The 24,078-nt window shown below is 48.8% G+C and carries 24 protein-coding genes and 1 riboswitch; of the genes, 19 read left to right on the top strand and 5 right to left on the bottom strand.

Going from position 1 to position 24,078, the window contains the following annotated elements:
* Positions 1-74 precede the first annotated feature (74 nt).
* The 13 genes from QZT18_RS08870 to QZT18_RS08810 all read left to right on the top strand — a co-directional run bounded on the left by QZT18_RS08870 (position 75) and on the right by QZT18_RS08810 (position 12,404).
* Positions 75-431 carry an MGMT family protein gene (locus QZT18_RS08870; RefSeq protein ID WP_294146807.1) on the top strand — a complete coding sequence of 119 codons (357 nt, stop codon included), beginning with the start codon at positions 75-77 and terminating at the stop codon, positions 429-431.
* 25 nt (positions 432-456) lie between these two features.
* Complete coding sequence (locus tag QZT18_RS08865) at positions 457-1,014, top strand: cysteine hydrolase family protein (protein WP_294146805.1); 558 nt, start codon at positions 457-459, stop codon at positions 1,012-1,014.
* Entirely contained in the window at positions 1,007-1,840 is an 834-nt protein-coding gene (locus tag QZT18_RS08860; protein ID WP_294146803.1) for an alpha/beta fold hydrolase, read from the top strand. The genes QZT18_RS08865 and QZT18_RS08860 overlap by 8 nt, the downstream gene beginning before the upstream one ends.
* A 174-nt stretch (positions 1,841-2,014) precedes the next feature.
* Positions 2,015-2,863, top strand: a complete 849-nt coding sequence (locus QZT18_RS08855) for a PhzF family phenazine biosynthesis protein (protein ID WP_294146801.1) — start codon at positions 2,015-2,017, stop codon at positions 2,861-2,863.
* Between the two features lie 124 nt (positions 2,864-2,987).
* Positions 2,988-3,464: a hypothetical protein gene (locus tag QZT18_RS08850; protein ID WP_294146798.1), complete on the top strand. Its 477-nt coding sequence runs from the start codon at positions 2,988-2,990 to the stop codon at positions 3,462-3,464.
* Between the two features lie 458 nt (positions 3,465-3,922).
* Entirely contained in the window at positions 3,923-4,366 is a 444-nt protein-coding gene (locus QZT18_RS08845) for a MarR family winged helix-turn-helix transcriptional regulator (protein WP_294146790.1), read from the top strand.
* 25 nt (positions 4,367-4,391) lie between these two features.
* On the top strand, positions 4,392-5,450 hold the full coding sequence (locus QZT18_RS08840) for an FUSC family protein (protein ID WP_294146785.1): 1,059 nt from the start codon (positions 4,392-4,394) through the stop codon (positions 5,448-5,450).
* A 388-nt stretch (positions 5,451-5,838) separates the two neighbouring features.
* The gene (locus QZT18_RS08835; protein WP_294146783.1) at positions 5,839-6,621 is read left to right on the top strand and encodes a CPBP family intramembrane glutamic endopeptidase; all 783 of its coding nucleotides are present in this window, start codon (positions 5,839-5,841) and stop codon (positions 6,619-6,621) included.
* Between the two features lie 112 nt (positions 6,622-6,733).
* On the top strand, positions 6,734-8,083 hold the full coding sequence (locus tag QZT18_RS08830; protein ID WP_294146781.1) for an ATP-binding protein: 1,350 nt from the start codon (positions 6,734-6,736) through the stop codon (positions 8,081-8,083).
* 393 nt (positions 8,084-8,476) lie between these two features.
* Positions 8,477-9,442, top strand: a complete 966-nt coding sequence (locus tag QZT18_RS08825; protein WP_294146779.1) for an ABC transporter substrate-binding protein — start codon at positions 8,477-8,479, stop codon at positions 9,440-9,442.
* Between the two features lie 33 nt (positions 9,443-9,475).
* The gene (locus QZT18_RS08820; protein ID WP_294146778.1) at positions 9,476-10,141 is read left to right on the top strand and encodes an amino acid ABC transporter permease; all 666 of its coding nucleotides are present in this window, start codon (positions 9,476-9,478) and stop codon (positions 10,139-10,141) included.
* Complete coding sequence (locus QZT18_RS08815; protein WP_294146777.1) at positions 10,131-10,919, top strand: amino acid ABC transporter ATP-binding protein; 789 nt, start codon at positions 10,131-10,133, stop codon at positions 10,917-10,919. The genes QZT18_RS08820 and QZT18_RS08815 overlap by 11 nt, the downstream gene beginning before the upstream one ends.
* 42 nt (positions 10,920-10,961) lie before the next feature.
* Positions 10,962-12,404, top strand: a complete 1,443-nt coding sequence (locus tag QZT18_RS08810; RefSeq protein WP_294146776.1) for an amidohydrolase — start codon at positions 10,962-10,964, stop codon at positions 12,402-12,404.
* Positions 12,405-12,795: 391 nt separating this feature from the next.
* Here the strand turns inward: QZT18_RS08810 and QZT18_RS08805 are convergent, their stop codons facing one another.
* On the bottom strand, positions 12,796-13,665 hold the full coding sequence (locus tag QZT18_RS08805) for a LysR family transcriptional regulator (RefSeq protein ID WP_294146775.1): 870 nt from the start codon (positions 13,663-13,665) through the stop codon (positions 12,796-12,798).
* A gap of 120 nt (positions 13,666-13,785) precedes the next feature.
* Between QZT18_RS08805 and QZT18_RS08800 the strand changes: the two genes are divergently transcribed.
* Both QZT18_RS08800 and QZT18_RS08795 read left to right on the top strand, forming a co-directional pair.
* A complete protein-coding gene (locus QZT18_RS08800; protein ID WP_294146774.1) occupies positions 13,786-14,283 on the top strand; it encodes a YbaK/EbsC family protein in 498 nt (165 codons plus the stop codon).
* Positions 14,284-14,330: 47 nt separating this feature from the next.
* The gene (locus QZT18_RS08795) at positions 14,331-15,104 is read left to right on the top strand and encodes a PhzF family phenazine biosynthesis protein (protein ID WP_294146772.1); all 774 of its coding nucleotides are present in this window, start codon (positions 14,331-14,333) and stop codon (positions 15,102-15,104) included.
* A gap of 37 nt (positions 15,105-15,141) precedes the next feature.
* Here QZT18_RS08795 and QZT18_RS08790 read toward each other — a convergent pair whose 3' ends face one another.
* The 4 genes from QZT18_RS08790 to QZT18_RS08775 all read right to left on the bottom strand — a co-directional run bounded on the left by QZT18_RS08790 (position 15,142) and on the right by QZT18_RS08775 (position 20,808).
* Positions 15,142-16,479 (bottom strand): putative ABC transporter permease, encoded by a 1,338-nt coding sequence (locus tag QZT18_RS08790; RefSeq protein ID WP_294146770.1) that lies wholly within the window; start codon positions 16,477-16,479, stop codon positions 15,142-15,144.
* A gap of 91 nt (positions 16,480-16,570) precedes the next feature.
* Positions 16,571-17,764, bottom strand: coding sequence for a glycosyl hydrolase family 18 protein (locus QZT18_RS08785; RefSeq protein ID WP_294146768.1), 1,194 nt, complete (start codon positions 17,762-17,764; stop codon positions 16,571-16,573).
* A 101-nt stretch (positions 17,765-17,865) separates the two neighbouring features.
* Positions 17,866-18,315 (bottom strand): hypothetical protein, encoded by a 450-nt coding sequence (locus tag QZT18_RS08780; RefSeq protein ID WP_294146766.1) that lies wholly within the window; start codon positions 18,313-18,315, stop codon positions 17,866-17,868.
* A gap of 261 nt (positions 18,316-18,576) precedes the next feature.
* Positions 18,577-20,808: a hypothetical protein gene (locus tag QZT18_RS08775; protein ID WP_294146764.1), complete on the bottom strand. Its 2,232-nt coding sequence runs from the start codon at positions 20,806-20,808 to the stop codon at positions 18,577-18,579.
* Positions 20,809-21,125: 317 nt separating this feature from the next.
* On the opposite strand from QZT18_RS08775, the gene QZT18_RS08770 reads away from it, so the two are divergent.
* From QZT18_RS08770 to QZT18_RS08755, 4 genes are all read left to right on the top strand, one after another.
* Complete coding sequence (locus QZT18_RS08770) at positions 21,126-21,299, top strand: hypothetical protein (RefSeq protein WP_294146763.1); 174 nt, start codon at positions 21,126-21,128, stop codon at positions 21,297-21,299.
* 98 nt (positions 21,300-21,397) lie between these two features.
* Positions 21,398-21,517: riboswitch (FMN riboswitch) on the top strand.
* A 310-nt stretch (positions 21,518-21,827) separates the two neighbouring features.
* Complete coding sequence (locus tag QZT18_RS08765; protein ID WP_294146761.1) at positions 21,828-22,448, top strand: ECF transporter S component; 621 nt, start codon at positions 21,828-21,830, stop codon at positions 22,446-22,448.
* 5 nt (positions 22,449-22,453) lie between these two features.
* Positions 22,454-23,248: a creatininase family protein gene (locus QZT18_RS08760; RefSeq protein ID WP_294146759.1), complete on the top strand. Its 795-nt coding sequence runs from the start codon at positions 22,454-22,456 to the stop codon at positions 23,246-23,248.
* A 9-nt stretch (positions 23,249-23,257) separates the two neighbouring features.
* Entirely contained in the window at positions 23,258-23,947 is a 690-nt protein-coding gene (locus QZT18_RS08755; RefSeq protein ID WP_294146756.1) for a YkgJ family cysteine cluster protein, read from the top strand.
* Positions 23,948-24,078: the final 131 nt, after the last annotated feature.

Below are 24,078 nucleotides of genomic sequence, written 5' to 3'. Positions count from 1 at the left end.
TTTATCGTTACCGGAGGATAAAGGCGTCTTAGTCAGAACAAGAACTCAGCCGCGGGCGGAAAGGAGAGGGGAGCATGGATTTTTATAAAAGGATGGAAAAGGTCTGCCATATGATTCCATACGGTAAGGCGGCAACTTATGGCCAGATCGCCCTTCTCTGTGGAAGGCCCCGCAATGCCAGGCAGGTGGGATATGCATTGAGCCACAAAAGTCTGGACGGCCAAATACCGGCCTGGAGGATTGTAAACAGCGGCGGTTTTCTGTCCGGCGCAGCATCTTTTGAATATCCGGAAACCCAAAGACTTTTGCTGATGGGAGAGGGCGTTGAGGTGTCGCCGGAGAACAGAGTGGATTTAAAAAAGTATGGGTGGAAGAGTACCTTTGAAGATGCCTTGGAGCTCCGTGGGATCTTTGAGCGGGAAGGGATATAAATGGGAATAGCCTGGAGGAACGGAAATGGTCTTACTCGTAATAGATACACAGCAATTAATAACAAATGAAACACTATCCCATTTTGACTTGTTCCGGTTCAACGTGAAAAAACTAATTGAAGCGGCAAGAACTCATGGAATCGAAGTAATATACATCCGTCACGACGATGGAGGTGGTGAAGCTCTTACAAAGGGTACCGAAGGCTTTGAAATTTATGATGAATTCCGGCCGCTTCCGGGAGAAAAGCTCTATGATAAGACGGTAAACAGCGCGTTCCGTGACACCGGATTGACGGAATACCTGATGGAGATGGGCGAAAAGGACGTTATCATAACCGGGCTTCAGACAGATTACTGTATTGATGCCAGCGTTAAGTGTGCTTTTGAACACGGATTTCACGTGTTTGTGCCGGCGTTTGCAAATACGACAACCGATAATGCCTATATGACGGGCGAAAACAGCTATCGTTATTATAATGAATTTATGTGGGACGGCAGATATGCGGAGTGCATTGCAGTGGATGATATGATTGACAGAATGGTACATGATGTGCTGACAAAGAAGGAGCAGATAAATGGATAAGTTTATTTTTGCGGAGAAAGAAAAAATACATGTGTATTCATATGGTGAAGGCCCGGTGACAATCGTTTTTTTATCGGGTTCTGGGGTGTTATTTCCTCAATTGGAATATAAGTTCTTTCAGGAAACGCTGTCAGGGACGTGCCGGGTGGTGGGAATTGAAAAGCCGGGATATGGATACAGCGATATATCAGGAAAAGACAGGACGGTCGATGTCACGGTGGGTGAATACAGGTGCGTGCTGCGGGAGCTTGGAATAACGGAACCGGTTGTTTTGGCGGCACACAGTATGGGCTTTTTGGAAGCACTTTACTGGGGGCAGAGGTATCCTTCTGAAATTCTGGGTATCCTTGGCGTCGACCCGGCAACACCGCAGTGTTACCAGGATTTTAACCTGGACAATGCGGTTACCGGACTCAGGGAGCTTTCGGGGAATGAAGAGCTTCGTAAAAACACGGCGGGTGCTTTGATCTCGCAGCTGCTTCAGGAAAATCTCATTTTACCGGAGGAAGCAGAACACTATGAACTCTTAGCCGTTCAAAATCTTGCCAATCAGAACTGGATCAGCGAAGCGGTCAATATTGGAGATACTCTTGCACAGATAGACGCGGAGGATCCATATCTGCAGCTCCCGATGCTGTTTTTCATCTCAAATGGAGAAGGGACAACTCTGGAAAAGGATTCCTGGATCAGCCATGCCACACAGTATCTGGGCAAACTTAAATGTTCCCAATACGGATTGTTTGATTTTCCTCATAATCTGTACAAGTACGCCTATAAAGAAATGGCCGGGCAGGCCGAAGAATTCATTGGTAAATTTATACGTTAAGCATCGGAGGCCTGTGGAGCTGACGATATAAAAATTTGCTTTTGTCAGGCTTTTAAATGTATGGAAGATCTGTTTCTATATGCTGATATCAAATGAAAAAAGCCGGTTATGCATTTGTCCACCTCAGCCAAAGAAGGTGTACCCGGCAAATCGGAATTCCCAGGGAGAAAGATAATGGTTGACGTTTATGTTGCAAGTGCTTTTAGTAAAAATAATAAAGGCGGAAATAAGGCGGGAATTGTTTTTAACAGACCAGATTTATCCTCTGGTCAAAAGATGGAAGTTGCAGGGGAATTAGGATATTCTGAAACTGCCTTTGTATCGGATTCCGATCTGGCAGACTTTAAATTACAATACTTCACTCCAACAGAAGAAGTCCCGTTATGCGGCCATGCTACAATCGCAGCATTTTCTACTCTCAAATTATTGGGGGAGTTGGACAAACAACTATTTACAATCGAAACAAAAGCCGGAATTCTTAATATTCAGATTGAAGAAGACGGCTTAATATTGATGGAACAGAATTGTCCTGCATATTTTGATGTCCTAAACCCGGATATATTTGGGGATTGCATAGAGAAAGATTTCATTAATTGTGATTTTCCAATACAAATAGTTTCCACAGGGCTAAGCGATATTATGCTTCCTGTTGATTCGAGGAACCATTTGGAAGTATTATCGCCTGATTTTAAAATGATGGCAGAATTAAGCAAAGAAAAAAATGTGGTTGGCGTCCATGCTTTTACTCTGATTGAAGAACCTGATATAACAGCAATATGCAGAAATTTTGCGCCATTGTATGGGATTGATGAAGAATCAGCAACAGGAACATCTAATTGTGCCTTAGCGTGTTACCTTTTTAAATATTATAAAAAGAGATCTCAATATATATTTGAACAGGGATATAACATGGGAGCGATTTCCCGGATTATCGTCAATATCGCATATCACGAGGATGTAATTGATTCGGTTTATGTTGGTGGATATGGATATTTACTTGGTCAAACGACCTTATCAGTGTAATTTGACGGCCTGATTAAACTCGGTTTGTTGGCATAATGCGTACTCAGGATGAAAAACACAAGTTGATTTCATGGTTATTGATGTATAGAATAAAAATTAATAAATATTAGAGGGGGATATGATTATGGGATTCATGGATATCATAAAAAAAGCGGCTACAGGGGCTACCGACGGGGAAAACCAGAAAAGCCGGGAAAAGATGCGGGAAATTTTTGACGCCGCAGTCGCGGACGGACAGGCATATAAACTTCTGTATTGCAAGGCGGAAAACTTTACGGACGCCGTGCTCGTCAAGGTAACGACGCATTGCAGTTATATTGTAGGCTGCAAAGAATCCGCGCCCCGAACCATTGTGGTTGTACCCATTGACGCAAATCTTACAGTTGTGGGAGCACCCCGCATTTTTACCAGAGAGAACGGCAGCGGTTCGGATGCCAACATGATGGGCTACTGCTCGGTTGGCAATTCCCAAAATCAGTTTACATTTGTTCCCTTTGATTACCAGCCGGGTGTAAACAGGGGCAGCAAGTACACCCTTTCTATCCGGCAAACTCAAGAGGAGATCAAAGAGTTTAAGGCGTTTTTCAAAAAAGGACTGTGATGAAAGTTTATGCAGTATCTTAAAGAACAGGACAAGAGATTTTTAGTCGTTTTTTTGCTTCTTTTTCGTTTCATGTAATAAAAAATAATATTTTAAACAGTGATAAAACCACTTTTATTCTTCCGGAAAAGAGAGAGTAGCAGTGGTTTTTCCCATATGTGGTTTTCTAAACTGGAAAGTAACCGCATATCAAAACCGAACAGAACTTTAATCGGTAATTAGCGAGGCCAATCGTAAAATAACTATAAACTAGTTGACAAAGTTAATAATCAGGTGTAAAATTTCCATTTATTAACAAAGTGAACTATTTTTATATAATCGACATATCAGTATCATATAGATTCCTGCCGATAATATCCGGCCGCGACACCGACATGTATCATCGAAAAAAGCTGATTTGAAACACACCGTATGCTGCTATGCCCGCCGTTTTTGGGGGCGCAAATGGGAGAGAAAGTATGGAAAAGCAACAGGAATATGAGGATTGGATGGCAATGATGAAAACGATGCAGGATATCCGGCATTTTTGCAGCCTGCATGTGAAACGCAGCCCCCAGGGAGGCATTTCTTCGGCACAGGAACTGGATCTCCTCTCAAGAGTACAGATGTCAAAGGATCGCCTTACGCCGCATGCACTGTGCGAAAGTATGGGAATCAGCAGGCCGCTGGGCAGCAGGCTGATTGAAAATCTGGAGCTGAAAGGATTTCTTTTGAAGGAAGTCAGTGAGGCCGACAGGAGAAGTTATTTTCTGAAAATTACGGAGAAGGGAGACCAGGTATTGAAGGAAACCTACACTTATTACCTAGAACCCGTATACCGGTTAAGAAGGAATCTTGGGGAGGAAAAGTTCGGGAATCTGGCCGGTCTGATCCGTGAGAGCAACGAGTTTATGCAACAATGACAAGGCAGAAAGGAAGGTGTCATATTTGACATTTTATCAGGAATTACAGCTAAACCAGGCCGGTTCGAAAGCGCTCATCAGAAATTCAAAAGACGGCAGGGAAAAACGGCGCCACATTGCTACCTACATTTTTAAGGTGTTTTTAACGCTGGCATTTTGTGTAGCGTTTATCTCTATCTATTCTAAGCTCTTCGGTCCTGAGAACAGCATTGCGGGAGTGGCGGTATTGCTGGCCGTCATGGTATTCAGGCAGGCGGATTTGGGGATCGATACGAAACAGAGCTTTTTTGTTCTCCTCGGAATTTTTGGAATTCTTGCGGTTGGCCCCCATATATCGGCAACGTCGTCTCCGTTTGCTGCACTGATTGTGGACTTTGTCTGTATTTTGGCTCTTACCTTTTTTGGCTGTCATAATATTCTGATGTCGAACCATGCGACCTTTGTCCTGGGATACCTGCTTTTATCGGGCAATGATGTGACAGGGGAAGCGTACGGAATGCGCTTTTTAGGACTGGCGGCGGGAGGTCTGCTGACCGCGCTGATTTTTTACTGTAATCACCGCAAGATTACGTATAAGAGGCGGATAGGAAACCTTTTCCATGAGTTCCGCCTTCACTCCGCCAGGACCAGATGGCAGTTTAAAATGGCGGTGGGAGTCGCCCTTGTGATGTTTCTGGCCCGGATTATCGGACTTTCAAGACCAATGTGGGCCGGATTTGCCGCCATGTCGGTGCTGCAGCCGTTTGCTGAGGATTTAAAAATGAGGGTAAGACACAGGGTTCCGGGAACGATTGTGGGAGGAATTCTCTTTCTGCTCCTTTGCCTTATCGTTCCGGAGGAAGGGTATGGAGTACTGGGGATTATCGGCGGTATCTGCGTTGGCTTTTCTGCAACATACGGCTGGCAGACCGTGTTTAACTCCTTCGGCGCCCTTGCCGTGGCAGCCGGTATATATGGGGTATCGGGGGCCGTTCTGAACCGATATCTGGCAAATATGATGGGAATTCTGCTTGCCGTTGTATTTTACAAAATATGTGACAGCATCATCCATAGGAAAAATGCGTCGGAGTCTCTCCCTGAATAAGGGAGGTTCCGACGCTTTTTATATCATAGGAATACTTTCCTATGATATAAAAAAGCCCTCCGGGCGGGATGCGCACTCGCGCGAAGATGTAATATGCCGCTATGCGGCCGCGCTCGGCGCGAGAGTCTGCCTGGGCAGACTCTTTATTACCGGTATTGCCTGAATTCCTGCCGAATTCAAATCCGTGCAAATAGACTTTCGGGGAGTGTCATGTTACAATAGAACGTAATGCCGGGGCAGGGGAAAAACGCACCAAAGATGGTAAGCGTGCGTAAGAGGAACACCGTTTTGGAACAGGCGCCCTCCATAATATTGAGTCCCCGGATAAAAATTCCGGACTTAAGTCTCAATAGTTGCAGACTTAAATCTATTACAAAGGAGTACAATAATGGTAAGAAGAAATTTTGGAGTGATTTCAATGATTTGGCAGGTGGTTTGGCCGATTTTATTCTATACGGCGGTGACCGCAGTAATCGCCTTTTTTATGGGCGGATTTCTGAACGTAATGTGGGTGGTCACTCTGGCGGCGGTGATAAGCTCGGTGTTTCTTTTCTACGTTTACGGAAGAAGAGAGCAGGAGAGACGAAGGGATTATGGCCCGTCCTGGCGTGTGAGAATCGATATGGGGCGCGGAGCGGCCCTGGTTTTCATACTTGCCTTTGCTTCCTGTATATTTTTAAACAACCTGATGGAATTAACCGGTATTGTACATATGTCCGAGGGTTTTGATGAAATCAATGAGGACATTTACAGCGTGTCCATTGTGCTTCAGATATTGTCCACCGGACTTGCGGCACCTGTTGTGGAAGAGTTGATTTTCAGGGGACTGTGCTATGGCCGTCTGCGGTCTGCAATGGGAATTATTCCCGCCGCGGTTGTTTCGGCCCTGATTTTCGGCCTTTATCACGGAAATCTGGTTCAGGCAGTCTACGCGTTTGCACTGGGAATCCTCCTGGCGCTGGTGTACGAACATTTTGACGGGCTTTTTCCGGCTGTGTGGTTTCATGTAAGCGCCAATCTGACTTCGATCATTCTGACCGCATCTCTCGGCGCTTTTCCCGCCTTTTTTGGAAGCTGGATTTTTATTTTGATTAGCACGGTGCTGTCTTTTCTTGCGGCGGCAGCCTGCCTCAGGGTCATCTATGACAGGAGACGCCGTATTAGAAAATAGTTAAGGAAAAATAATTTTCGGAATGTTTTCACTTTTTATGAATAGAATAGTATCAGTGCCCGAATGGGGATCGGGGAATATTATGAACTACATAGAAGGGGAATAAAACATTGTGAAACACGATCATTACGGCGGAAGAAGATGGAACAGAAGAGAACTGGCAAAAAAAGAAAGAGCGGCGTACAGAGCAAGGCGGGAAGCCGAATTGGCTAAAAGGCGTTTCTTGTCCACCATGTCCCACGATATGCGTACGCCGTTAAATGCAATTCTGGGAATGACCAGGCTGGCAGCAGCCAATCTGGAGGATCACGTCCGTGTCCTGGATTGCCTTGAAAAAATGGAGTGCTCCGGAAAGGTGTTGGCAGCCCTTGTAAATGATGTGCTGGAAATGTCAAACATGGAGCGAAAGAGTCTGGTGCTGAAAAAAGAAGTATTTTCCATCAGGGAATTCATGGAGTGTCTGGAAGGAATGATGGAGCCGGCAGCGGCCGCCAAAAACCAGGCGCTGATTATGGATTGCCGGGGGCTTAACCACGAAATTGCAGAATTTGATTTTCTGAGACTGAATCAGGTCATGACGAACCTGATATCCAACGCCATTAAATTTACTCCGGAGGGCGGAGTAATTCGGGTGGAGGTGACGGAACCGGAGCCAGGCAGTGAGCAGCGTGCCAGGTTCCGGTTTTGCGTTTCGGATACGGGAACGGGAATCGGAAAAGAATTTATGGAAAATCTGTTCCTCACTTTTGAGAGGGAGCAGGACGGAAGAATTGATAAGACCGGAGGCTGCGGCATTGGGATGTCCATGGTCGGTAAGCTGGTGGAATTGATGGAGGGCAGAATAGAGGTACAGAGCACGCCGGGACAGGGAACCTCTGTTGCAGTAATTCTTGATCTGAATGTGCCGGGTAACGGTTTTATTGCGGTGGACAGAGAGAACGGCCTGATTGAAGCGATGGGCAAAGCAGTGGACAACGGAATAAAAAAATCCGTACAATTTGCGGAAAATCACGGTCATTCTGAGGAAAACAGGGGCGTTCATCCTGAGTTTTGTGGAAAACATTTTTTACTAATTGAAGATAATGAACTGAATCTGGAGATTGCAAGGGAACTGCTGCTCGGTATGGGGGCGGCGGTGGACACCGCCAGAGACGGTAATGAGGGAGTGGAATGTTTCAGGAAAGCGGCAGAATACTATTATGACCTGATCCTGACGGATATTCATATGCCGGTTATGAACGGATATGAGGCCGCCCGCGTGATCCGCAGCCTCAGAAACAGCGGCCGCAGGGACGCGGCGTCCGTACCGATTCTGGCAATGACGGCCGACGCGTTTGCGGAGGATGTCAGAGCGGCGAAGGCGGCAGGGATGACAAGCCACCTGGCAAAGCCCCTGGACTTTTTTGTCATGAAGCAGGAAATCAGCAGGGCTTTGGACGAAACAGGACATTATGTGATGTAAATTGGCCTGCAAACAGGCATTAAATTAAATACCGGAAACTACCCGGCCCGGCCTCAGCAATTTGCTGAGGCCTTTTTTGGAGCGGCAATGAAAAGTCCGCAAAGTGTGCTTTTCGTTGTTGAGCGGCAGTGAAAAGTTCGCAAAGCGTGCTTTTCGTTGCTATCCGATTATAAAAAAATTCTCGTCAATTTTCCTTGTAAAATCAATGTATACAAACGAAAAGTACTTTTTTGTACAGTAAAAAATACTTGACAGCCGGCGATTCGCCAGATATAATTTCATGAATTAGCATGGTAGCAGACTAAAGTGAACGCTGAAATCATTTCAAACCGGCGGGAGCTTCATCTGAAATAAGCACCAGAGGCTAAAATATTAAGACAGGAGGAAGGAAACATGAGAAAGAATCAAGTGAAAAAGCTGGCCGCTTCCGTAGCCGCCGCTTTACTGTCCACGACAATGCTCAGCGGCTGTTCCATGATTGGTCAGGCGCCGACAGTAGCAAATGAGGAGAGTTCTCTGCATCATGATACAAACGAGTCATCATCGCCCGTATCCGGTTCAGAAAGCTCTGAAGCAGCCCATTCAGATTCTGCATCCGGCAGCCGCCTCGCCGATATTTTAGAGCGCGGTTACATCGAAGTTGCGACAGAACCGTATTTTGCGCCGAATGAGTTCATCGATCCTTCCAAACAGGGGAACGACAAGTACGTCGGCGCCGATATTGAACTCGCCAGGTATATCGCGGATAAACTGGGAGTCGAGTGCCGTATTGTCCCTCTGGATTTTGAATCCGTACTCAGCGGTATCACGGAAGGCAAATATGACATGGCCATTTCGGCCCTCGCTTACACTCCCGCCAGAGCAGAGGCAATGGAGCTTTCCAACGGATACTATTTCGATGATGAGAAGATAGAGTACGGTCTCATGGTGCGCACAGAAAATCTAAATCAAATCAGAAACGCGGACGATTTGGCCGACAAGACGATTGTCGTCCAGAGCGGTTCCCTGCAGGAGATGTTTGCAGGCGAACAGGTTCCGGCTTACAGGGAACTGAAACGCGTTTCGGCTACCACGGACGGTTTCCTGATGGTACAGGAAGGAAAAGCAGATGCCGTCATCACCTCAATCACCACAGCGCAGCTCTATATCGATGCCAACAGCGGCTGTGACATGACCATAGTGCCGGATTTTGCGTTTACGGTGGATGAGTCCACGCAGGGAACGCGGATCGGGATTACAAAAGGTGAGACGGAGCTTCTGAATAAGGTAAATGAAATCATAGACGGAGTCGTTGATGAAGGCGTATATTCCAAGTGGTATGAAGAGTACAAGGAATATGCCCGGAGTCTGGGCCTGTAACAGGGCCGGAATTAAGGCGGGAGGACTTCGGATATGATAGAGACAATGATAAAAATGTGGGAACGGTACGGCTTTGTCTATATACAGGGCCTTGCCGGAACCCTGTGCCTGGCTGCAATCACGGTATTGTGCGGCACGTTGATCGGAACAATTCTGGCCGTTATGCGGCTGACACGCATAAGGCCGTTTCAGTGGTTTGTGCGTTTTTATATCTGGGTGTTGAGAGGCACTCCGATACTGCTTCAACTGTATTTCTTCTGGATATTCTTACCCAGGGTTCTTCCGGTGAAAATATCGGATACTGCCTGCATCATTATCGCCCTCATTATCAACGCCAGTTCCTATGTAGCCGAGGTAATCAGGGCGGGAATCCAGGCGGTGGATAAAGGACAGACCGAGGCTGCAAGAAGTCTCGGCATGACGGCCGGCCACACCATGACGCAGATTATCCTGCCTCAGGCCGTGAAAAATATTCTGCCCGCCCTGGGCAATGAGTTCATCACCATGATTAAGCAGGCGTCACTCGCCTCCGTATTTTTTATCAACGAACTCACCACATCGTATAAAACCATATCGTCGGCGACCTTCCGTCCTGTGGAGGCGCTGATGATAGCAGGAATCATTTATCTGATGGTGACAACCGTTTTGGGAAAAATTATGGAATATGCGGAATGGAGGATGAACAGGAATGAGCGGTAGAGAGAGCGGCAGCTTATGTAAAGAGAGAGCAGGCGTTCCGGCCGGTGCCGTGCCTGTTATCTGTGTGGAGAATCTGAAAAAATCCTTTGGGACTCTGGAAGTGCTGAAAGGAATTACGGAATGTATTTACGAGGGGGAAGTGGTCTCCGTGATCGGCCCCAGCGGCGGAGGAAAGAGCACGTTTCTGCGGTGCCTCAACTGCCTGGAGGAACCGACGTCGGGCAGGGTGACATTCAGAGGAACCGATATCACGGACCCGTCCGTTAACATCGATAAGTTCCGTCAGAAAATGGGAATGGTGTTTCAGAGTTTCAACGTATTCCCTCACCTGAAGGTGATTGACAACATTACCCTCACCCCGGTTCTCGAGAAAAAGATTCCGAAGGCCGAGGCGGAGAAAAAGGCGTGCGATCTTCTGGAGCGTGTCGGCCTTCTGGATAAAAAGGACGTTTATCCCGGCAAGCTCTCGGGCGGCCAGAAGCAGAGGCTGGCCATTGTGCGTGCGCTGGCGATGGAACCGGAAGTGATGCTGTTTGACGAACCGACTTCGGCCCTGGATCCGGAGATGGTGAAAGAAGTTTTAAATGTTATCAAGACCCTGACCGGGTCGGGAATGACGATTGTGATTGTCACCCATGAGATGGGATTTGCAAAAGAGGTCAGTGACAGGGTGTTTTTTATTGATAACGGGACCATCCAGGAACAGGGAACACCGGAAGAAATATTCGGAAATGCAAAGAATCCAAGAACCATTGAATTCCTCGGAAAAGTACTGTAGAATGAAGGAATGAAAGCCGGATGAGTGAAGGAGGAATCAAGCATGACGGATATTGAGTACATTGAAAAAGCAGTGGAGGAAGAAAAAAAACGGATTCTGGAGGCCAATGACCGGATCTGGAAATTTGCCGAGCTGCCGTTTCAGGAGAACCGATCGGCGGAGCTGCTTTGCAGTCTCTTAAAAGAGTCGGGATTCTCTGTGGAAACGGGGTTAGCGGGAATCCCGACCTGTTTTACAGGCACATTTTCCTTTGGTACGGGAAAGCCGGTTGTCGGAATTTTGGGAGAGTACGATGCACTTTCGGGATTGAGCCAGGAGGCGGGAGTCCCGGTGAAAAAAGAGGAAGAGGAAGGCGCTCCGGGACATGGCTGCGGCCACTGCGCACTGGGAACGGGTTCCCTGGCTGCGGCGATTGCAGTGAAGAAATACCTGGAAGAATTTAAGAAGGACGGAACCGTGATTTACTTCGGCTGTCCGGCCGAGGAGGGAGCCGGTTCCAAGCAGTTCATGGCCAGGGCCGGGATGTTTGATGATGTGGATTTTGTATACACATGGCATCCTGCTACGGCGAATCAGGTGGATCCGATGCACAGCAATGCAATTATGGGAGCCAATTTCTATTTCAAGGGCCTCAGTTCCCATGCAGGGGCAACGCCCTATCTGGGAAGAAGCGCCCTGGACAGTGTGGAGCTTATGAGCGTGGGCTGCAATTATCTGAGAGAACATGTAATACCGGAAGCCAGAATCCATTATGCCTATATTGATGCGGGCGGCACGGCCCCGAACGTGGTTCAGGATCATGCAACCGTGCGTTACGAGGTAAGGGCGCCGTATGTTTCCCAGGTCAAGGAGCTTTATGAGCGCGTTGTCAATGTCGCAAAGGGAGCGGCCATGATGACCGGAACAACGGTGGAAAGCGAACTGGCAATGGCATTTACCGAGTATATTCCCAACATTGCGCTGGCCGGTGTGGCGGATGAATGTATGAAGGAGATAGGAGCTCCCCAGTGGACGGAAGAAGATTACCGTCTGGCAAGACAGTTCCTTGAAACTTATAATGAGCAGACACAGGTGATGATCCGGAATGAAATTGCCGCACGGTACGGTGACGACAGAGTGGAGGAAATCCTTGAAAAACCTCTGGACAGTGAAATCCATTCCTTCGATCCGTCGAAGATCAGGCTGGAGGCAGGCTCCACCGATGTAGGCGACGTAGGATACGCAGTTCCGACGCTGAATATCAATATGGCTACCTGCTGCGTGGGTAATGTGGGCCACACATGGCAGATGACGGCCCAGTCCTGCAGCCCGCTGGCCCATAAAGGCCTGCTGACCGCGGCCAAAGTGATGGCTCTGGCATCGGTCAGGACTATGGAGCGGCCGGAAGTAATCGAAGCCGCCAAAGCAGAGGTAAAGAAGAGAAACGGCGGAAAATATACCTGCCCGCTTCCCGATTCTGTGAAACCTCCGCTGGATACGTACTAAATGATAAGAAAAGAAGCAGCGTAAAATATGCGCTGCTCAGAGTGTCGACAAAGTCGCCACTCTGTAGAATTTATGGCATAACGCTATAAATTCTAGTCACAGGAGGAAGAACTGCCGATTTCCTCGCGCAAGGGCTAAAGCCCCTAGAAATCGGCAGTTCAGCACTACGGCGGAACTGAATTCCACCTACGTGATTTGAAATGAGGGTTACACCCTCAAACTCCTGATATAAGGAAAGTATAGTTTGTCGACAAGCTGAGCAGCGTAAAATATGCGCTGCTTCTTTTTTGAGATAGAAAAACTTCCCGGGCTCCCAGTTTCTAATGTTTCCTCAGTTGCCTGCTGTTATCTTTTTTTACGTGAATTATTAGAGAAGCTATTACACAGTTTATTATGGAAGTTCCGCAATATGAAGCTGAAGGTGCTCAATAAAGCGTCTGGCGGCCATGGGCAGGCCTGCCTTATCCTTGTATCCGATGGCGATCGTGCGGGTAACCGGCGGATCGGTCGGACGTAACGCAAGGCGGTAATTTGTACGGTGCAAAATCAGTTCCGCCAGGATACTGACCCCTAATCCCGCCTCAATCATCGTCATGATCGAGTAGTCATCGTGGATCGTGTATTTAATATTCGGCTTGCAGCCGATGGCTTTAAATGCCTCTAAAGGCTCATAATAATGACCCTCTTCCAGCAGAATGAACGGCTCGGAAGCCAGCAGCTCCAAAGGGATGACATCTCTTTCGGTAAGGGGATGATGCTCCGGTAATACGGCCGGCATATTTCCATCTTTCAGGACCAGAGTTTTAATCCCGCCTGCAGCGTTAGGATTGATAAAGCCAAAGTCGATAACCCCCGCCTTAATCCAGTCCTGGATGGAGGTGTAGTCGCCCTGGTGGATAATAAATTCAACGCCGGGATACTGCTCCTGGAATTCTTTAAACAGTACGGGGAGCCAGTGGGCCGAGATACTGGCGATCGTTCCCATGCGTATGACTCCGGTCTCCAGCCCCTTAATCTCTTTCGTTTTCTCCTGCATGGAAAAATACTGATAAACAAGCTGCTCGATGTAGGGATAAAGTTCCTCGCCCTCAATGGTAAGTTTCGTTCCTGTCCGGAACCGGTTTACCAGTTTAATCTGAAGTTCATTTTCCAGGGAGGAAATCATCTGGCTGACGGCCGACTGAGTATAACCCAGGGCGTCGGCGGCTTTTGCAAAGCTGCCCAGCTCCACGATTTTCTGTAAGGCAATATATCGGTTCATGTTTTTACTTCACTTTCTCTAAAGTAATCATTAGAAATATTCGTTTTACTTATGCATATCTGAAGTATATACTAAGAGCAAATCAGAGGCAAGAGCAAATTACAATAAGGAGAAAGTACTATGTCATATCAAAATGTAAAAACCTATTTTGAACAGGCGGGCCTGGCGGATCGCATTACGGTCCGCACGCAGACGGGAGATACCGTGGAACATGCGGCCGAGACCATTGGCTGTACTCAGGCTGAGATAGCCAAGGCCATTACTTTTCTTGTGGACGGGAAGCCGGTGATGATAGTTACGGCCGGAGACACAAGAGTAAACAGTTCCAAGTTTAAGCAGTATTTTCATCAAAAACCTGGTATGGTTCCCCGTGAACGGGTAGAGGAGCTGATTGGACACCGGCCCGGGGCGGTGTGTCCCTTTGCTGTCAATGAGGGAGTGGAGATTTATCTGGATATCTCCTTAAAACGGTTTTCCACCGTCCATACCGCAGGGGGAATCGATACCGCTACGATTCAACTGGATCTGGCGGAGCTGGAAACGCATTCCCACGCGGCGGGCTGGGTGGATGTCTGCAAAGGGTGGACGGTCCATGAGGGGGCGGCTCAATCCGCATGAAAGAGCAGTATTTTCAATAGAGGTTAATAAAGGGAGGATTTTGAAAAATGAAACAGTATGTGGCAGACGCTTTTACCGATCAGGTGTTTCACGGAAACCCGGCGGCTATTTGTATCCTGGACGCGTGGATTTCAGAAGAACTGATGATGAACATAGCGATAGAGAATAATTTTTCCGAGACCGCATTTGCGGTAAAAGAAGGTGAAACATATCGACTGCGCTGGTTTACTCCCGGCGGTGAGATTGACCTTTGCGGACATGCGACATTAGCCTGTGCATTTGTTCTTTTCAACTACTATGAAACGGAAGCGGGACAGATCACATTTAAAACGCTGAGCGGGGAGTTGATTGTTGAGAAAAGGGACGGCCTTTATGAGATGGATTTTCCGGCGTATGAACTGACACCGGTGCCTGTGACGGAAGAGATGGCCGGCGCGATTGGGGCCGTACCCTCGGAGGCCTACATGGGGCGCGATTTGCTTTGTATTTTTGAAAACGAGGAAATAATCAGGGCACTGAACCCAAATCAGGAAAAAGTAAAATCGCTGGACGGCCTGCTCCTTCACGCCACGGCCAGGGGGACGGATGCAGACTGTGTTTCCCGCTCCTTTGCACCAAAGTGCGGCGTGGCGGAGGACGCGGTCTGCGGTTCCGGCCATTGCCACATCGTCCCCTATTGGGCAAAACGGCTGAAAAAAGAGCGGATTACAGCCGTTCAGGCCTCAAAGCGGGGAGGTATTCTGTACTGCCGTCTGGATGGGAAACGGGTAAAATTAGCCGGAAAAGCGGCGCTGTATTCCATTGCGGAACTCCGGGTCTGATATCGCAACACTTCGTACAGAGACATTCGGCTAAAACCTAGTCCACCAGCTTCGCATTCGGATAAATCCGTTCCATCCGGCTGTCGGGAAAGTGCACGTCCAGAAACAGGGTGACCGCGTTTTGCTCCGCGGCCGGGTTTGTCTGCCGCTCCGAGTACCTGGCCAGCGAAAGCCCCGACAGGGTGATATTAACCGCCATGAATACGATCAGAATCCAGGTTCCGGCGGTTCCTGCCTTTTTGGGAATCTTCTCTATCAGTGCGGAAAGAATGGGATAAAGTCCCTTCAGCCATACGACGGCGGCAATGCCCCAGAAAAAGCAGTATAATAGGTTGATACGCCCGCCCAGGTTAAACGGAATGGCGCTGTAGTCCCAGAAAACGGTGCCGAAGACCAGCTCGGTGAACACGCTGCAGATATATTCGTAGGCGCCGCCGAGGACCGTGCCGGCGAGAAAGATATACCGGTCGCTTCGATCTTTATATTTATACAGGAATGCGGTGAGCATGGCACAGCCGAGTCCCCACACAATGCTGAAAGGCCCGTAAACGACGCTGCTCCGGCTCATTAAGACTCCGGTGGTGGCGTAGCAGAAAATTGTTTCCGTGATATCTCCCAGGAATGCTCCGAGAAAAAACAGCCCGGTCAGCTTGTAAAAACAGCAGCCCTTTGCAAAAATGGAATCCGCCGCGCCGGCCTGGACCGCGGCCAGATCAGCCACTGCCCTTTCGGCCGCCTGTTCCCTCAGGTTAGGGTAGGCGCGCACCATCCTCCGTTCAATTCTGGATGTAATTGCATTGCCGAACGAATTTGAGACGCGCCTCAATTCCTCAGCCACCTGTTCCAGTTCCTTCAGACTGGTTCTCATGCGCCATGCGGCGGCCAGGGAAACAGAAAGATCGATCGCCAGCAGACAGTACAGCCCGATTAGCGTTATTTTCCCAATGAATGCCGGTATCAGTTCCAGCAGCCTCACCGCCAGGGGATTTGTAAAATGGATACAAACCACGGCAGCCAGGCCGCAGACCGCCATGTATGGCAGATTTATGTAACCCTCAAACTGCAGCCGCTGTTTGGTGAAATCCCACCAGCGCCTGTGTATCAGGCGTTCCAGAATGAATCCGGTAATGAACGTCAGGAAAGCGGACAGAATCATTCCTCCCAGGAACAGAAAGAAGAGATTACCCTTCAGCTCCTGAAGAAAAACAGAAAATACCACGGCGCCCAGACCATAGATGGGACACCAGGGAGCATTTAAAAATCCTGTATTGATAAAACGTCTTTTGCGCACGGCGAAAAATGCGACTCCGGCGCACCATCCTGCGGCCGCATAGATGAGGAAGAACCAGAGAAGCTGATATAATGTATATTCCATATATTCTCCTTTGTACCGGAATGTTCTGCACGGAAATGAAGTTGCAGTACCTGCCGGTTCTGAAATAATGCCATTCTATCACAAAATGATTCTAAATAACAGACCTTCCCTTTTGTATCAAAAATTCATGATCGGCCAGGAGCCAGTTGGCACGGAACAGTCTCATCAACTGCCAGTATCCGGTTCCCGCCAGACCGAACTCTTTTATCAGCTCAAACTTCGCATGCATACTCCTGACATCCTCAAACCATACCTCATGCTGGATTCCATATTGCCAGTAACGGAAATGCGGTGACTGCGCGGTTTCATCGAAGTAAATCCGCACGCCGTGATCGACGGCCAGCCGGATTGCCTCGGTATAACCGATACTTATCGCCCTCGTCACCCCCTGCTCGTAGGGAATGGGCCAGTCATAACCGTAGTTGGGAATCCCAAGGCTGATTTTTTCAGCGGGAATTTCAGACAGGGCATATTCCACAACGCGGCGTACCATGTTGATCGGGGCTACGGCCATTGGAGGCCCGTAGGTGTACCCCCATTCATAGGTCATCAGCAAAACGCCGTTGGCGGCCTCTCCCAGTGCTTTATAGTCAATTCCCTCATACAAAAGCCCTCTTTGGTCCCGGGAGGTTTTCGGCGCCAGGGCAACGGTCACCCGGATGCCGAAGAGGTTCATAATGATTCTCAGACGCCGCACGAAGTCGGCGAATAATTCCCTGTCTTCGGCCAGCACATATTCAAAATCCACATCAACCTCGCCGTAACCCTTTTCCTGGACTACGGTCCAGAGTTCCCTTATGAGCTTCTGCTGGATTTCCAGACTGCCCACGAGGACGGAAACGAGGTTGTTGTTAAAACGGCCGTCTGCTCCCAGAGGGGTCAGAACCAGTACAGGAATTACATTTTGCCGTTCGGCCTCCTGTATCACATCCTCTTCGCCTTCTCCGGAAGGCGGAATCAGTTCCCCGGTCTCTGTAAAACCGTAGGAAAATATAGAAATGCTGGTCAGAAACCGGCAGGTTTCGGTCAGCACCTCTTCCTCTATCCAGGGATAGGCATATCCGTTCATAATTACGGGGCCGGTCTGTTCATCACTGATCTGAATTCCCTCCAGACGGCTCTCTGTGCCGTTTTCCCCGCCGCCCGTAACAAGAAGTGACTGTCCCACAACAAGACGGTACGGAGCGTCAATCTGATTTTCAAAAGCCAGACGCAGCGGATCCATACCGGCAGCGCCTGCGATGGCGTCGATCGTGTCGCCCTCTTTTACTATATATATTTGCATAATGACCTGCTGTCTCTGTATGTTCTTAACTATTATATATTCACTTCATACAGATAATATATTTCACTTTTTTTTTTAAAGGGCGGCACGTTCAAACCGTTTTAGAGAAAACGTTCCAGGTCCTTCATAAAGTTTTCCTCTGCTTTGACGATTTTTTTAGCCAGAGATACACTTTCGCCCGAGGCATTAGAATACTTATTAATATCCTCACTGATGGACTGGATTCCCATATTACAGCCGTTCATCATGATTTTGGCCACCTGGTTATTATCATCCTTGAACATCATTTTCATTTCTGTGCTGATCCAGGAAAAAGCAGAGGCCATTTTTGCAGGCTCCTTCTCATTTGTGCCGTACTTGTTCAGCAGGCCGGAAGCTTCCTGCTCCAAATCTTTGTGCCTGTTTTTGCTGGAGTTTATAACGGTTCTCAGGTTCTCATCGGTCACATAACGGCTGATTTGTTCCATGCTGTCGACCGCCATCTTGCATCCGGCGTCACAGTGGCCGGCAAGGCTTATGGTATCATTTTTCATTGTCATATCTGTTTCCATTTTTAACCTCCTGAAGTGTGTTTTGAGGTGGAATTAATGAGTTTCTCCTGATAGTATTCCTTGCGCCGGCCTGTGGTATCCTTGTTATTCCGAAATTTTTAAATTCAGTTTTTGGGCCAATCTAAATGTAATGCTCCGGAACATCAATGACGGATGAAACTGCATTGATGTTCCGGAGCTGTATTTTGTTGAGTGGCAATGAAAAGTTTGCGAAGCGTGCTTTTCGTTGTTACGGTTCATTCTGTGCCCGGTAACGATATTTTACTTAACGATTAACACGGAGTCGTCCGATTCAAAGGCGGATGCGCTGTAGGTGCGGGCGCCGTCCGGTTTCAGGCGGTAGTGTTTGAGGAAATCCCAGGCCAGCCGGAATTCTTCCGGGTAGCAGTTATGTTCGCGGGCCAGGGTGCGGGTAAATCGGACTACAGGAATGTTGTTTTTATTATTCCAGGTATAGGTGTAATACCGTCCGCTCTCCTGGAAACTGGAGCAGGCAGCCAGGAAGCTGGCATGATTATTGGGCAGGAACGCCGCGGTCAGCCCGTTCATGGCCTGGGCTCCCGTCACCCAGTTGTAGATGGCGCTGTCGGCCGAGGTGTCCCATGGATTTTTTACAAGATCCCTGGCTCTTGGGTCGGGCAGCGGTTCACTGATGTCCGCCTGTCCGACAATAAGACAGCAGGGCATCTGTCCGGCGGTAAACTGCGGGTTGGGGAAGGAGGTGGAGGCAACGGCTGCAAAATAGTAGGCCTCCGTATTATTGCAAAGTGTTTGTATGGTATTGCTGCCCAGGGAATGGCCGCTGCCGTACACTCGTGTGAAGTCCGGTGTAACGCCTGCGTCCCGGCTGATTACGCGATCCAGCAGAACAAGGCTTGAGCGGGCAAAATTGGCGCTGTCCCCTTCTTCGCCGTAGGTGAGACTGGCGGCGCTGCTGCGGCAGAACTGTCCTACAATAATGACTACACAGCCCTCATCGTTTGCCACGGCCCACCAGCCGGAACAATCCATAAAGGTGGATGCAGCCTGTGTGCTTCCGGGGAAAACAACCACGACAGGAACTCCGTCCGGGCCGGAATTTTTGGCTGTGTCGGGGACATAGATAAGAGATTCCCTCGGATCCATTACTCCATCGTCATTATAATCTCCGAAAGCGGAAATGCAGGAATAGACGGTGCCTTCGGTACTGCAGCCGGGAGCGGCTACCCGTGTTGATTGAAGGGCACGGAGTTCTACATTTGCTTCCGTTCCGTCATAACCGTGATAGGAATAGGAGGCGACGGTCTTACCTTTCCTGGCGGAAACGCGGGCCGCCTCGGTTGCTTTGTAATAGTCCAGGCGGTAGGACAGATTATTGCTGTAGGCAAAGGGATTGGTGTATCGGGTATATCCGGCCAGAAAACCGCGGATTTGGGAGGCGGTCAGGCTGCTGTCCCGGGTAACCTGGACTTTGGAAATACCGTAAGCGGTTCCCGGCTCCCAGTTCGCGGCATTTTGGTTGGCATATGCCGTCTGCCATGCATCGGAAGTGATGCTCTGGCGGTAAAGACCCTGTTCACCGGGCACCGGCACGGCATCATTTACGCTGATCCAGTAAGGAATACTTGTGTCTTCGTCACTGTATCCGGCAAACAGCGTGGGAACCGGAATATCGGCGTTTGTGATAAATTTGCCGCTGCCCACCCCGCCTTTCTGCATTGCCTTGAGGGTGGCTGAGAAAGAGGAATCCTGAAAGCCGGGATAGTAGGAGCCGGTATTTATGCCGTTGTAGGTCCGGGCCGCAGAGCGCTGCAGATACTCCGTCCCTACACCCGTTCCTTCGATAAATGCCTGACTTATGACATAGAGAGGATGATTGGCGGTCCAGGATTCGAGGACAGCGCAGCCTTTGCCATAACCGACATAATAGTTACAGGAATGTCCGGTGAAGACAGGGCAGGATGTACCGTCGCTGACCGGAATCCTTCCGCTCTGGACGATGCCGCCGGAACTTGTTTCGCGGGTACCGAAGGCAGTATTGCCCACGCTTTCGCCCAGGCAGGCGTCCAGATAGGCGGCCTCGTCGTCCGGGGTCTTCCAGCTTCCATTTTCCGGTTCCAGGACGAAGAGGAGTTCCCCGTATGTATCGGCCTGTTGCAGCCATCCCTGTTTATCCAGAAAATCATAGGTGTCGGCGGTTCCGTCGGGAACGGCAATCACGGTAATATAGGCGCGCAGGGCTGCATGACGGCCGGCATAGAGCTTAAATGAACGTCCGGCTGCTTCTCCCTCCTGAAATGTGTAGGTGTAGTAACCCGTAATTGCATGTTCGTTGACCTCGCTGCGGTCAATTGGCAGCGAACGGCTGCCGTCGCTGACCGTGGTGCGGGCCAGAAGATAGGCGTTCAGATCATCGGGCGCCGTAGAGCCTGGCCCTGCGGCCGCGGCACTGACCGACAGTCCCAGCGTCAGAGCCAGAGCCGTCAGGATGATGGTTGGGTAATGCTTTTTCATTGTGATTTCCTCCTTGATAATTTAGCCTCTCGGGCAATTGGTTTAGCTGATCTGACTATATGGCATATTACAGATACGGTAAATAAACAAAATTTAACCTGATATACATAATTTGTCTTAACCGTTAAAGAACCAAAAAAATGTACAGCAAAGGGAATCGGAGAACCGGAAAATCATAAAAAAAGTAAATCCCTTCCATCTTTATATCAAAAGTTGCCACAACGGGAAAATGCATATGGAATAAGCCTCCATCATAATCCGCACCACGGCCGGTTATACTAATTTTAATATCTGAATACAAAAAACGGAGGTAATATATGCAGAAACCAAGAGATAAAGAAACAATCAACACAATCCCCAAGGGAGCGTACGAAGCCGGAACCACAGACCGGGAAATGAGAACAGACGAGTGCGGCCATTTAAACGAAATGACCACCGACCTCCAGGGAAATGGATATCCTGTGAACAGAAGCGGGAAAGAAGACAAATAACTTCCCCGGGAGTGAAGACCCACACCATCCCTCATTTCTCCCCTAACTCCCTATTGACAATAATAGTAATCTGTGCTATTTTTAAATCACAAGTTGAATAAGTTCTTCGGGGCAGGGTGCAAGTCCCTACCGGCGGTCATAGTCCGCGACCCGTTTTTAACGGTTGATTTGGTGGAAATCCAAAACCGACAGTATAGTCTGGATGAGAGAAGAAATTAGAGTCAATTAGATACATCGTTATTTTGACATGCTCAAAATGCGGTGAGATGTTGTCTGATATGATGAAATTTTAATCCCAGATCCCCGTGATTTGGGATTTTTTTAATTCATAGGAAATTACGTCCTATGAATCAAAAAACGCTCCGCGAGGATGCACATGCCGCGCAGAGGTAAATCGTTGCTGGAGCAACCGCGCGGCAGCGCAAGAATCCCGCGAGCAGGATTCTTTATTCTATCATGACAGCAGACTCTTTTTCGGAGAATTTAAGAAATTTGCAAGACCGACATAACCGAAAGGAGAAATGAAGTATGAGAACAAAAACAAATTCAAAATGGAGTGTCCAGAAACTGATTTATACGGGAATGCTGGCGGCGCTGGCAGGTGTGCTGATGTCGTTTGAGTTTTCCGTACCGCTTATGCCGCCGTTCTACAAGGTGGATTTCAGCGATGTGCCGTCTATCGTGGCTGTATTTCTGATGGGGCCGGTGTCCGGCGTGTGCGTGGAAGTGATCAAGATTCTGATCAAGTTAATCACGGTTGGAACCAACACCATGTATGTGGGTGAGTTCGCGAACCTGATGGGAATTATCCTGTTTGTGGGACCGCTCTGGTTTGTCTACAAGAAGAGGGGCTCAGGCAGGAAGGCTGCAATTGAGGCTCTGGTGGTAAGCATTCCGATTAGAACGGCATTTGCCTGCTTTACCAACGCGTTTATTACCCTTCCGCTTTATGCACAGGCAATGAACCTGCCTCTTGACCAGGTTATTACGATGGTGGCGGCCGTGAACCCGGCTATCCAGAACCTCAACGGATTTATCATATTGGCAACGATACCGTTTAATATTCTGAAAATCGGTCTCAACAGTGTGGTGGCGCATCTGCTTTACAGCCGTCTGCTGGCAGCCAAAATCGTTCCAAAGGTGGTGTGAAGAAAATGATACGCAATTACCGGGATTTAACAAGATGGGAAATGGAACGGGTGGATAAGGAGGAGACAATCGTCCTGATTCCCCTGGGAGCGCTGGAACAGCATGGAAACCAGGCTCCGCTGGGCACGGATGATATTATCGCGGAAGCGATGACGGAGGAAATAAAGAAGGCGCTGGCGAAGGAGGGGGAGGACGATTTCCCCATGCTGGTTTTCCCCGTCATTCCCGTCGGACTGAGCACGGAACATAAAAATTTCTGCGGCTCCATCACGGTGAAGCCGGATACTTATTACCATATGCTTTACGACATCAGTGTCAGTCTGGTGCATCACGGTTTCAAAAAGCTGGCGTTTCTGATTTGTCATGGAGGAAATGCTCCAATTGTCCAGGTGCTCAGCAGAGAACTGAGAAGTGAGTTTTCGATTTCCCCGTTTATCCTCTCTTCGGGAGCGTTCAGCCATCCTGATGTGACGGCGACAATCTCCGAGGGTAATATATGGGATTTCCATGGCGGCGAGATGGAGACATCGATGGTGATGGCTGTGGATGAGAGCCTGGTGAAACTGGAACTCTCCGAGGCGGGCATCCCCACGGCGTTTGAACATAATAAAGCCCTGAAACCATACGGCAATGTTTCCATTGGCTGGGTTTCCGAGGACTGGAAAACAAAGGACGGAAAACCCATTGGAATCGGCGGGGATCCTTCCGGAGCTACGGCCGAAAAGGGACGGATTATCCTGGAGACAAGCGCCGGGGTTCTGGTGCCGGGCCTGAAAGAAATGAGAGATTGGAAAGGTTGACATAAGATAATGGAGCGCAATGTGAGTATGGAAGAGATATCGGACGGCAAACTGTACGGGCCGAACGATATGGTGAAAGCAGACTGCCAGGACTGTAAGGGCTGTTCTGCCTGCTGCAGAGGGATGGGAACTTCGATTGTCCTCGATCCGCTTGATATTTACCGTCTGACGGTTCATCTGGGCAGGAGCTTTGAGGAGCTGCTGGCGTCCGGAGTGGAGCTGAACCTGGCAGACGGGCTGATACTCCCCAATCTCGGAATGAGAGGGGAAGATGAGCGGTGTGCCTTTCTGGACGGAAACGGCAGGTGCAGCATTCATGCATACAGGCCGGGAATCTGCCGGCTTTTCCCGCTCGGGCGTTTCTATGAGGACGGCGGTTTCCGGTATTTTCTCCAGACGAACGAGTGCCGGAAGGAGAACAGGACCAAGGTAAAGGTCCGCAAATGGATTGATACGCCGGATATCAGACAGTATGAGCAGTTTGTTTCGGACTGGCATTATTTTCTGAAGAAGCTCCAGAATGCGGTAAAAGAAAAACCGGATGAAGGGGCGGTAAAGAATATCAGTATGTATATCCTGAAGCAGTTTTATATGCTGCCCTATGAAGCGGAACATGATTTTTACGGTCAGTTTTATCAGAGGTTTGAAGCTGCCGTGGCGTTTTCAGAGCAGTTCTTAAAGAGTTTATATGCGGAATAAGAGATATGATTAAAAGACCGGGATTCCGGGGCTCCATACGCTTAATGGCGGTGGAATCCCGGAATCCCGGTCTTTCTTTATATCATAGGAAAATGCTCCTATGATATAAAAAGCCCTCCGGGCAGGATGCG

This window comes from uncultured Clostridium sp. (genome assembly GCF_900547735.1).
Classification (GTDB): Bacteria; Bacillota; Clostridia; order Lachnospirales; family Lachnospiraceae; genus Otoolea.
The sequence above is the reverse complement of the archived record's forward strand: the minus strand, read 5'-3'. Positions and strand labels throughout refer to the sequence as shown.

Excerpts from the sequence above, each read along its gene's own strand:
- QZT18_RS08785 (WP_294146768.1), bottom strand. The coding sequence starts at position 17,764 with ATGCAAATATATATAGTAAAAGAGGGCGACACGATCGACGCCATCGCA.
- QZT18_RS08755 (WP_294146756.1), top strand. The coding sequence starts at position 23,258 with ATGGAGCGCAATGTGAGTATGGAAGAGATATCGGACGGCAAACTGTAC.
- QZT18_RS08765 (WP_294146761.1), top strand. The coding sequence starts at position 21,828 with ATGAGAACAAAAACAAATTCAAAATGGAGTGTCCAGAAACTGATTTAT.
- QZT18_RS08805 (WP_294146775.1), bottom strand. The coding sequence starts at position 13,665 with ATGAACCGATATATTGCCTTACAGAAAATCGTGGAGCTGGGCAGCTTT.
- QZT18_RS08810 (WP_294146776.1), top strand. The coding sequence starts at position 10,962 with ATGACGGATATTGAGTACATTGAAAAAGCAGTGGAGGAAGAAAAAAAA.
- QZT18_RS08780 (WP_294146766.1), bottom strand. The coding sequence starts at position 18,315 with ATGGAAACAGATATGACAATGAAAAATGATACCATAAGCCTTGCCGGC.
- QZT18_RS08865 (WP_294146805.1), top strand. The coding sequence starts at position 457 with ATGGTCTTACTCGTAATAGATACACAGCAATTAATAACAAATGAAACA.
- QZT18_RS08855 (WP_294146801.1), top strand. The coding sequence starts at position 2,015 with ATGGTTGACGTTTATGTTGCAAGTGCTTTTAGTAAAAATAATAAAGGC.
- QZT18_RS08860 (WP_294146803.1), top strand. The coding sequence starts at position 1,007 with ATGGATAAGTTTATTTTTGCGGAGAAAGAAAAAATACATGTGTATTCA.
- QZT18_RS08815 (WP_294146777.1), top strand. The coding sequence starts at position 10,131 with ATGAGCGGTAGAGAGAGCGGCAGCTTATGTAAAGAGAGAGCAGGCGTT.
- QZT18_RS08795 (WP_294146772.1), top strand. The coding sequence starts at position 14,331 with ATGAAACAGTATGTGGCAGACGCTTTTACCGATCAGGTGTTTCACGGA.
- QZT18_RS08760 (WP_294146759.1), top strand. The coding sequence starts at position 22,454 with ATGATACGCAATTACCGGGATTTAACAAGATGGGAAATGGAACGGGTG.
- QZT18_RS08820 (WP_294146778.1), top strand. The coding sequence starts at position 9,476 with ATGATAGAGACAATGATAAAAATGTGGGAACGGTACGGCTTTGTCTAT.
- QZT18_RS08825 (WP_294146779.1), top strand. The coding sequence starts at position 8,477 with ATGAGAAAGAATCAAGTGAAAAAGCTGGCCGCTTCCGTAGCCGCCGCT.
- QZT18_RS08770 (WP_294146763.1), top strand. The coding sequence starts at position 21,126 with ATGCAGAAACCAAGAGATAAAGAAACAATCAACACAATCCCCAAGGGA.
- QZT18_RS08835 (WP_294146783.1), top strand. The coding sequence starts at position 5,839 with ATGGTAAGAAGAAATTTTGGAGTGATTTCAATGATTTGGCAGGTGGTT.
- QZT18_RS08870 (WP_294146807.1), top strand. The coding sequence starts at position 75 with ATGGATTTTTATAAAAGGATGGAAAAGGTCTGCCATATGATTCCATAC.
- QZT18_RS08850 (WP_294146798.1), top strand. The coding sequence starts at position 2,988 with ATGGGATTCATGGATATCATAAAAAAAGCGGCTACAGGGGCTACCGAC.
- QZT18_RS08845 (WP_294146790.1), top strand. The coding sequence starts at position 3,923 with ATGGAAAAGCAACAGGAATATGAGGATTGGATGGCAATGATGAAAACG.
- QZT18_RS08790 (WP_294146770.1), bottom strand. The coding sequence starts at position 16,479 with ATGGAATATACATTATATCAGCTTCTCTGGTTCTTCCTCATCTATGCG.
- QZT18_RS08800 (WP_294146774.1), top strand. The coding sequence starts at position 13,786 with ATGTCATATCAAAATGTAAAAACCTATTTTGAACAGGCGGGCCTGGCG.
- QZT18_RS08775 (WP_294146764.1), bottom strand. The coding sequence starts at position 20,808 with ATGAAAAAGCATTACCCAACCATCATCCTGACGGCTCTGGCTCTGACG.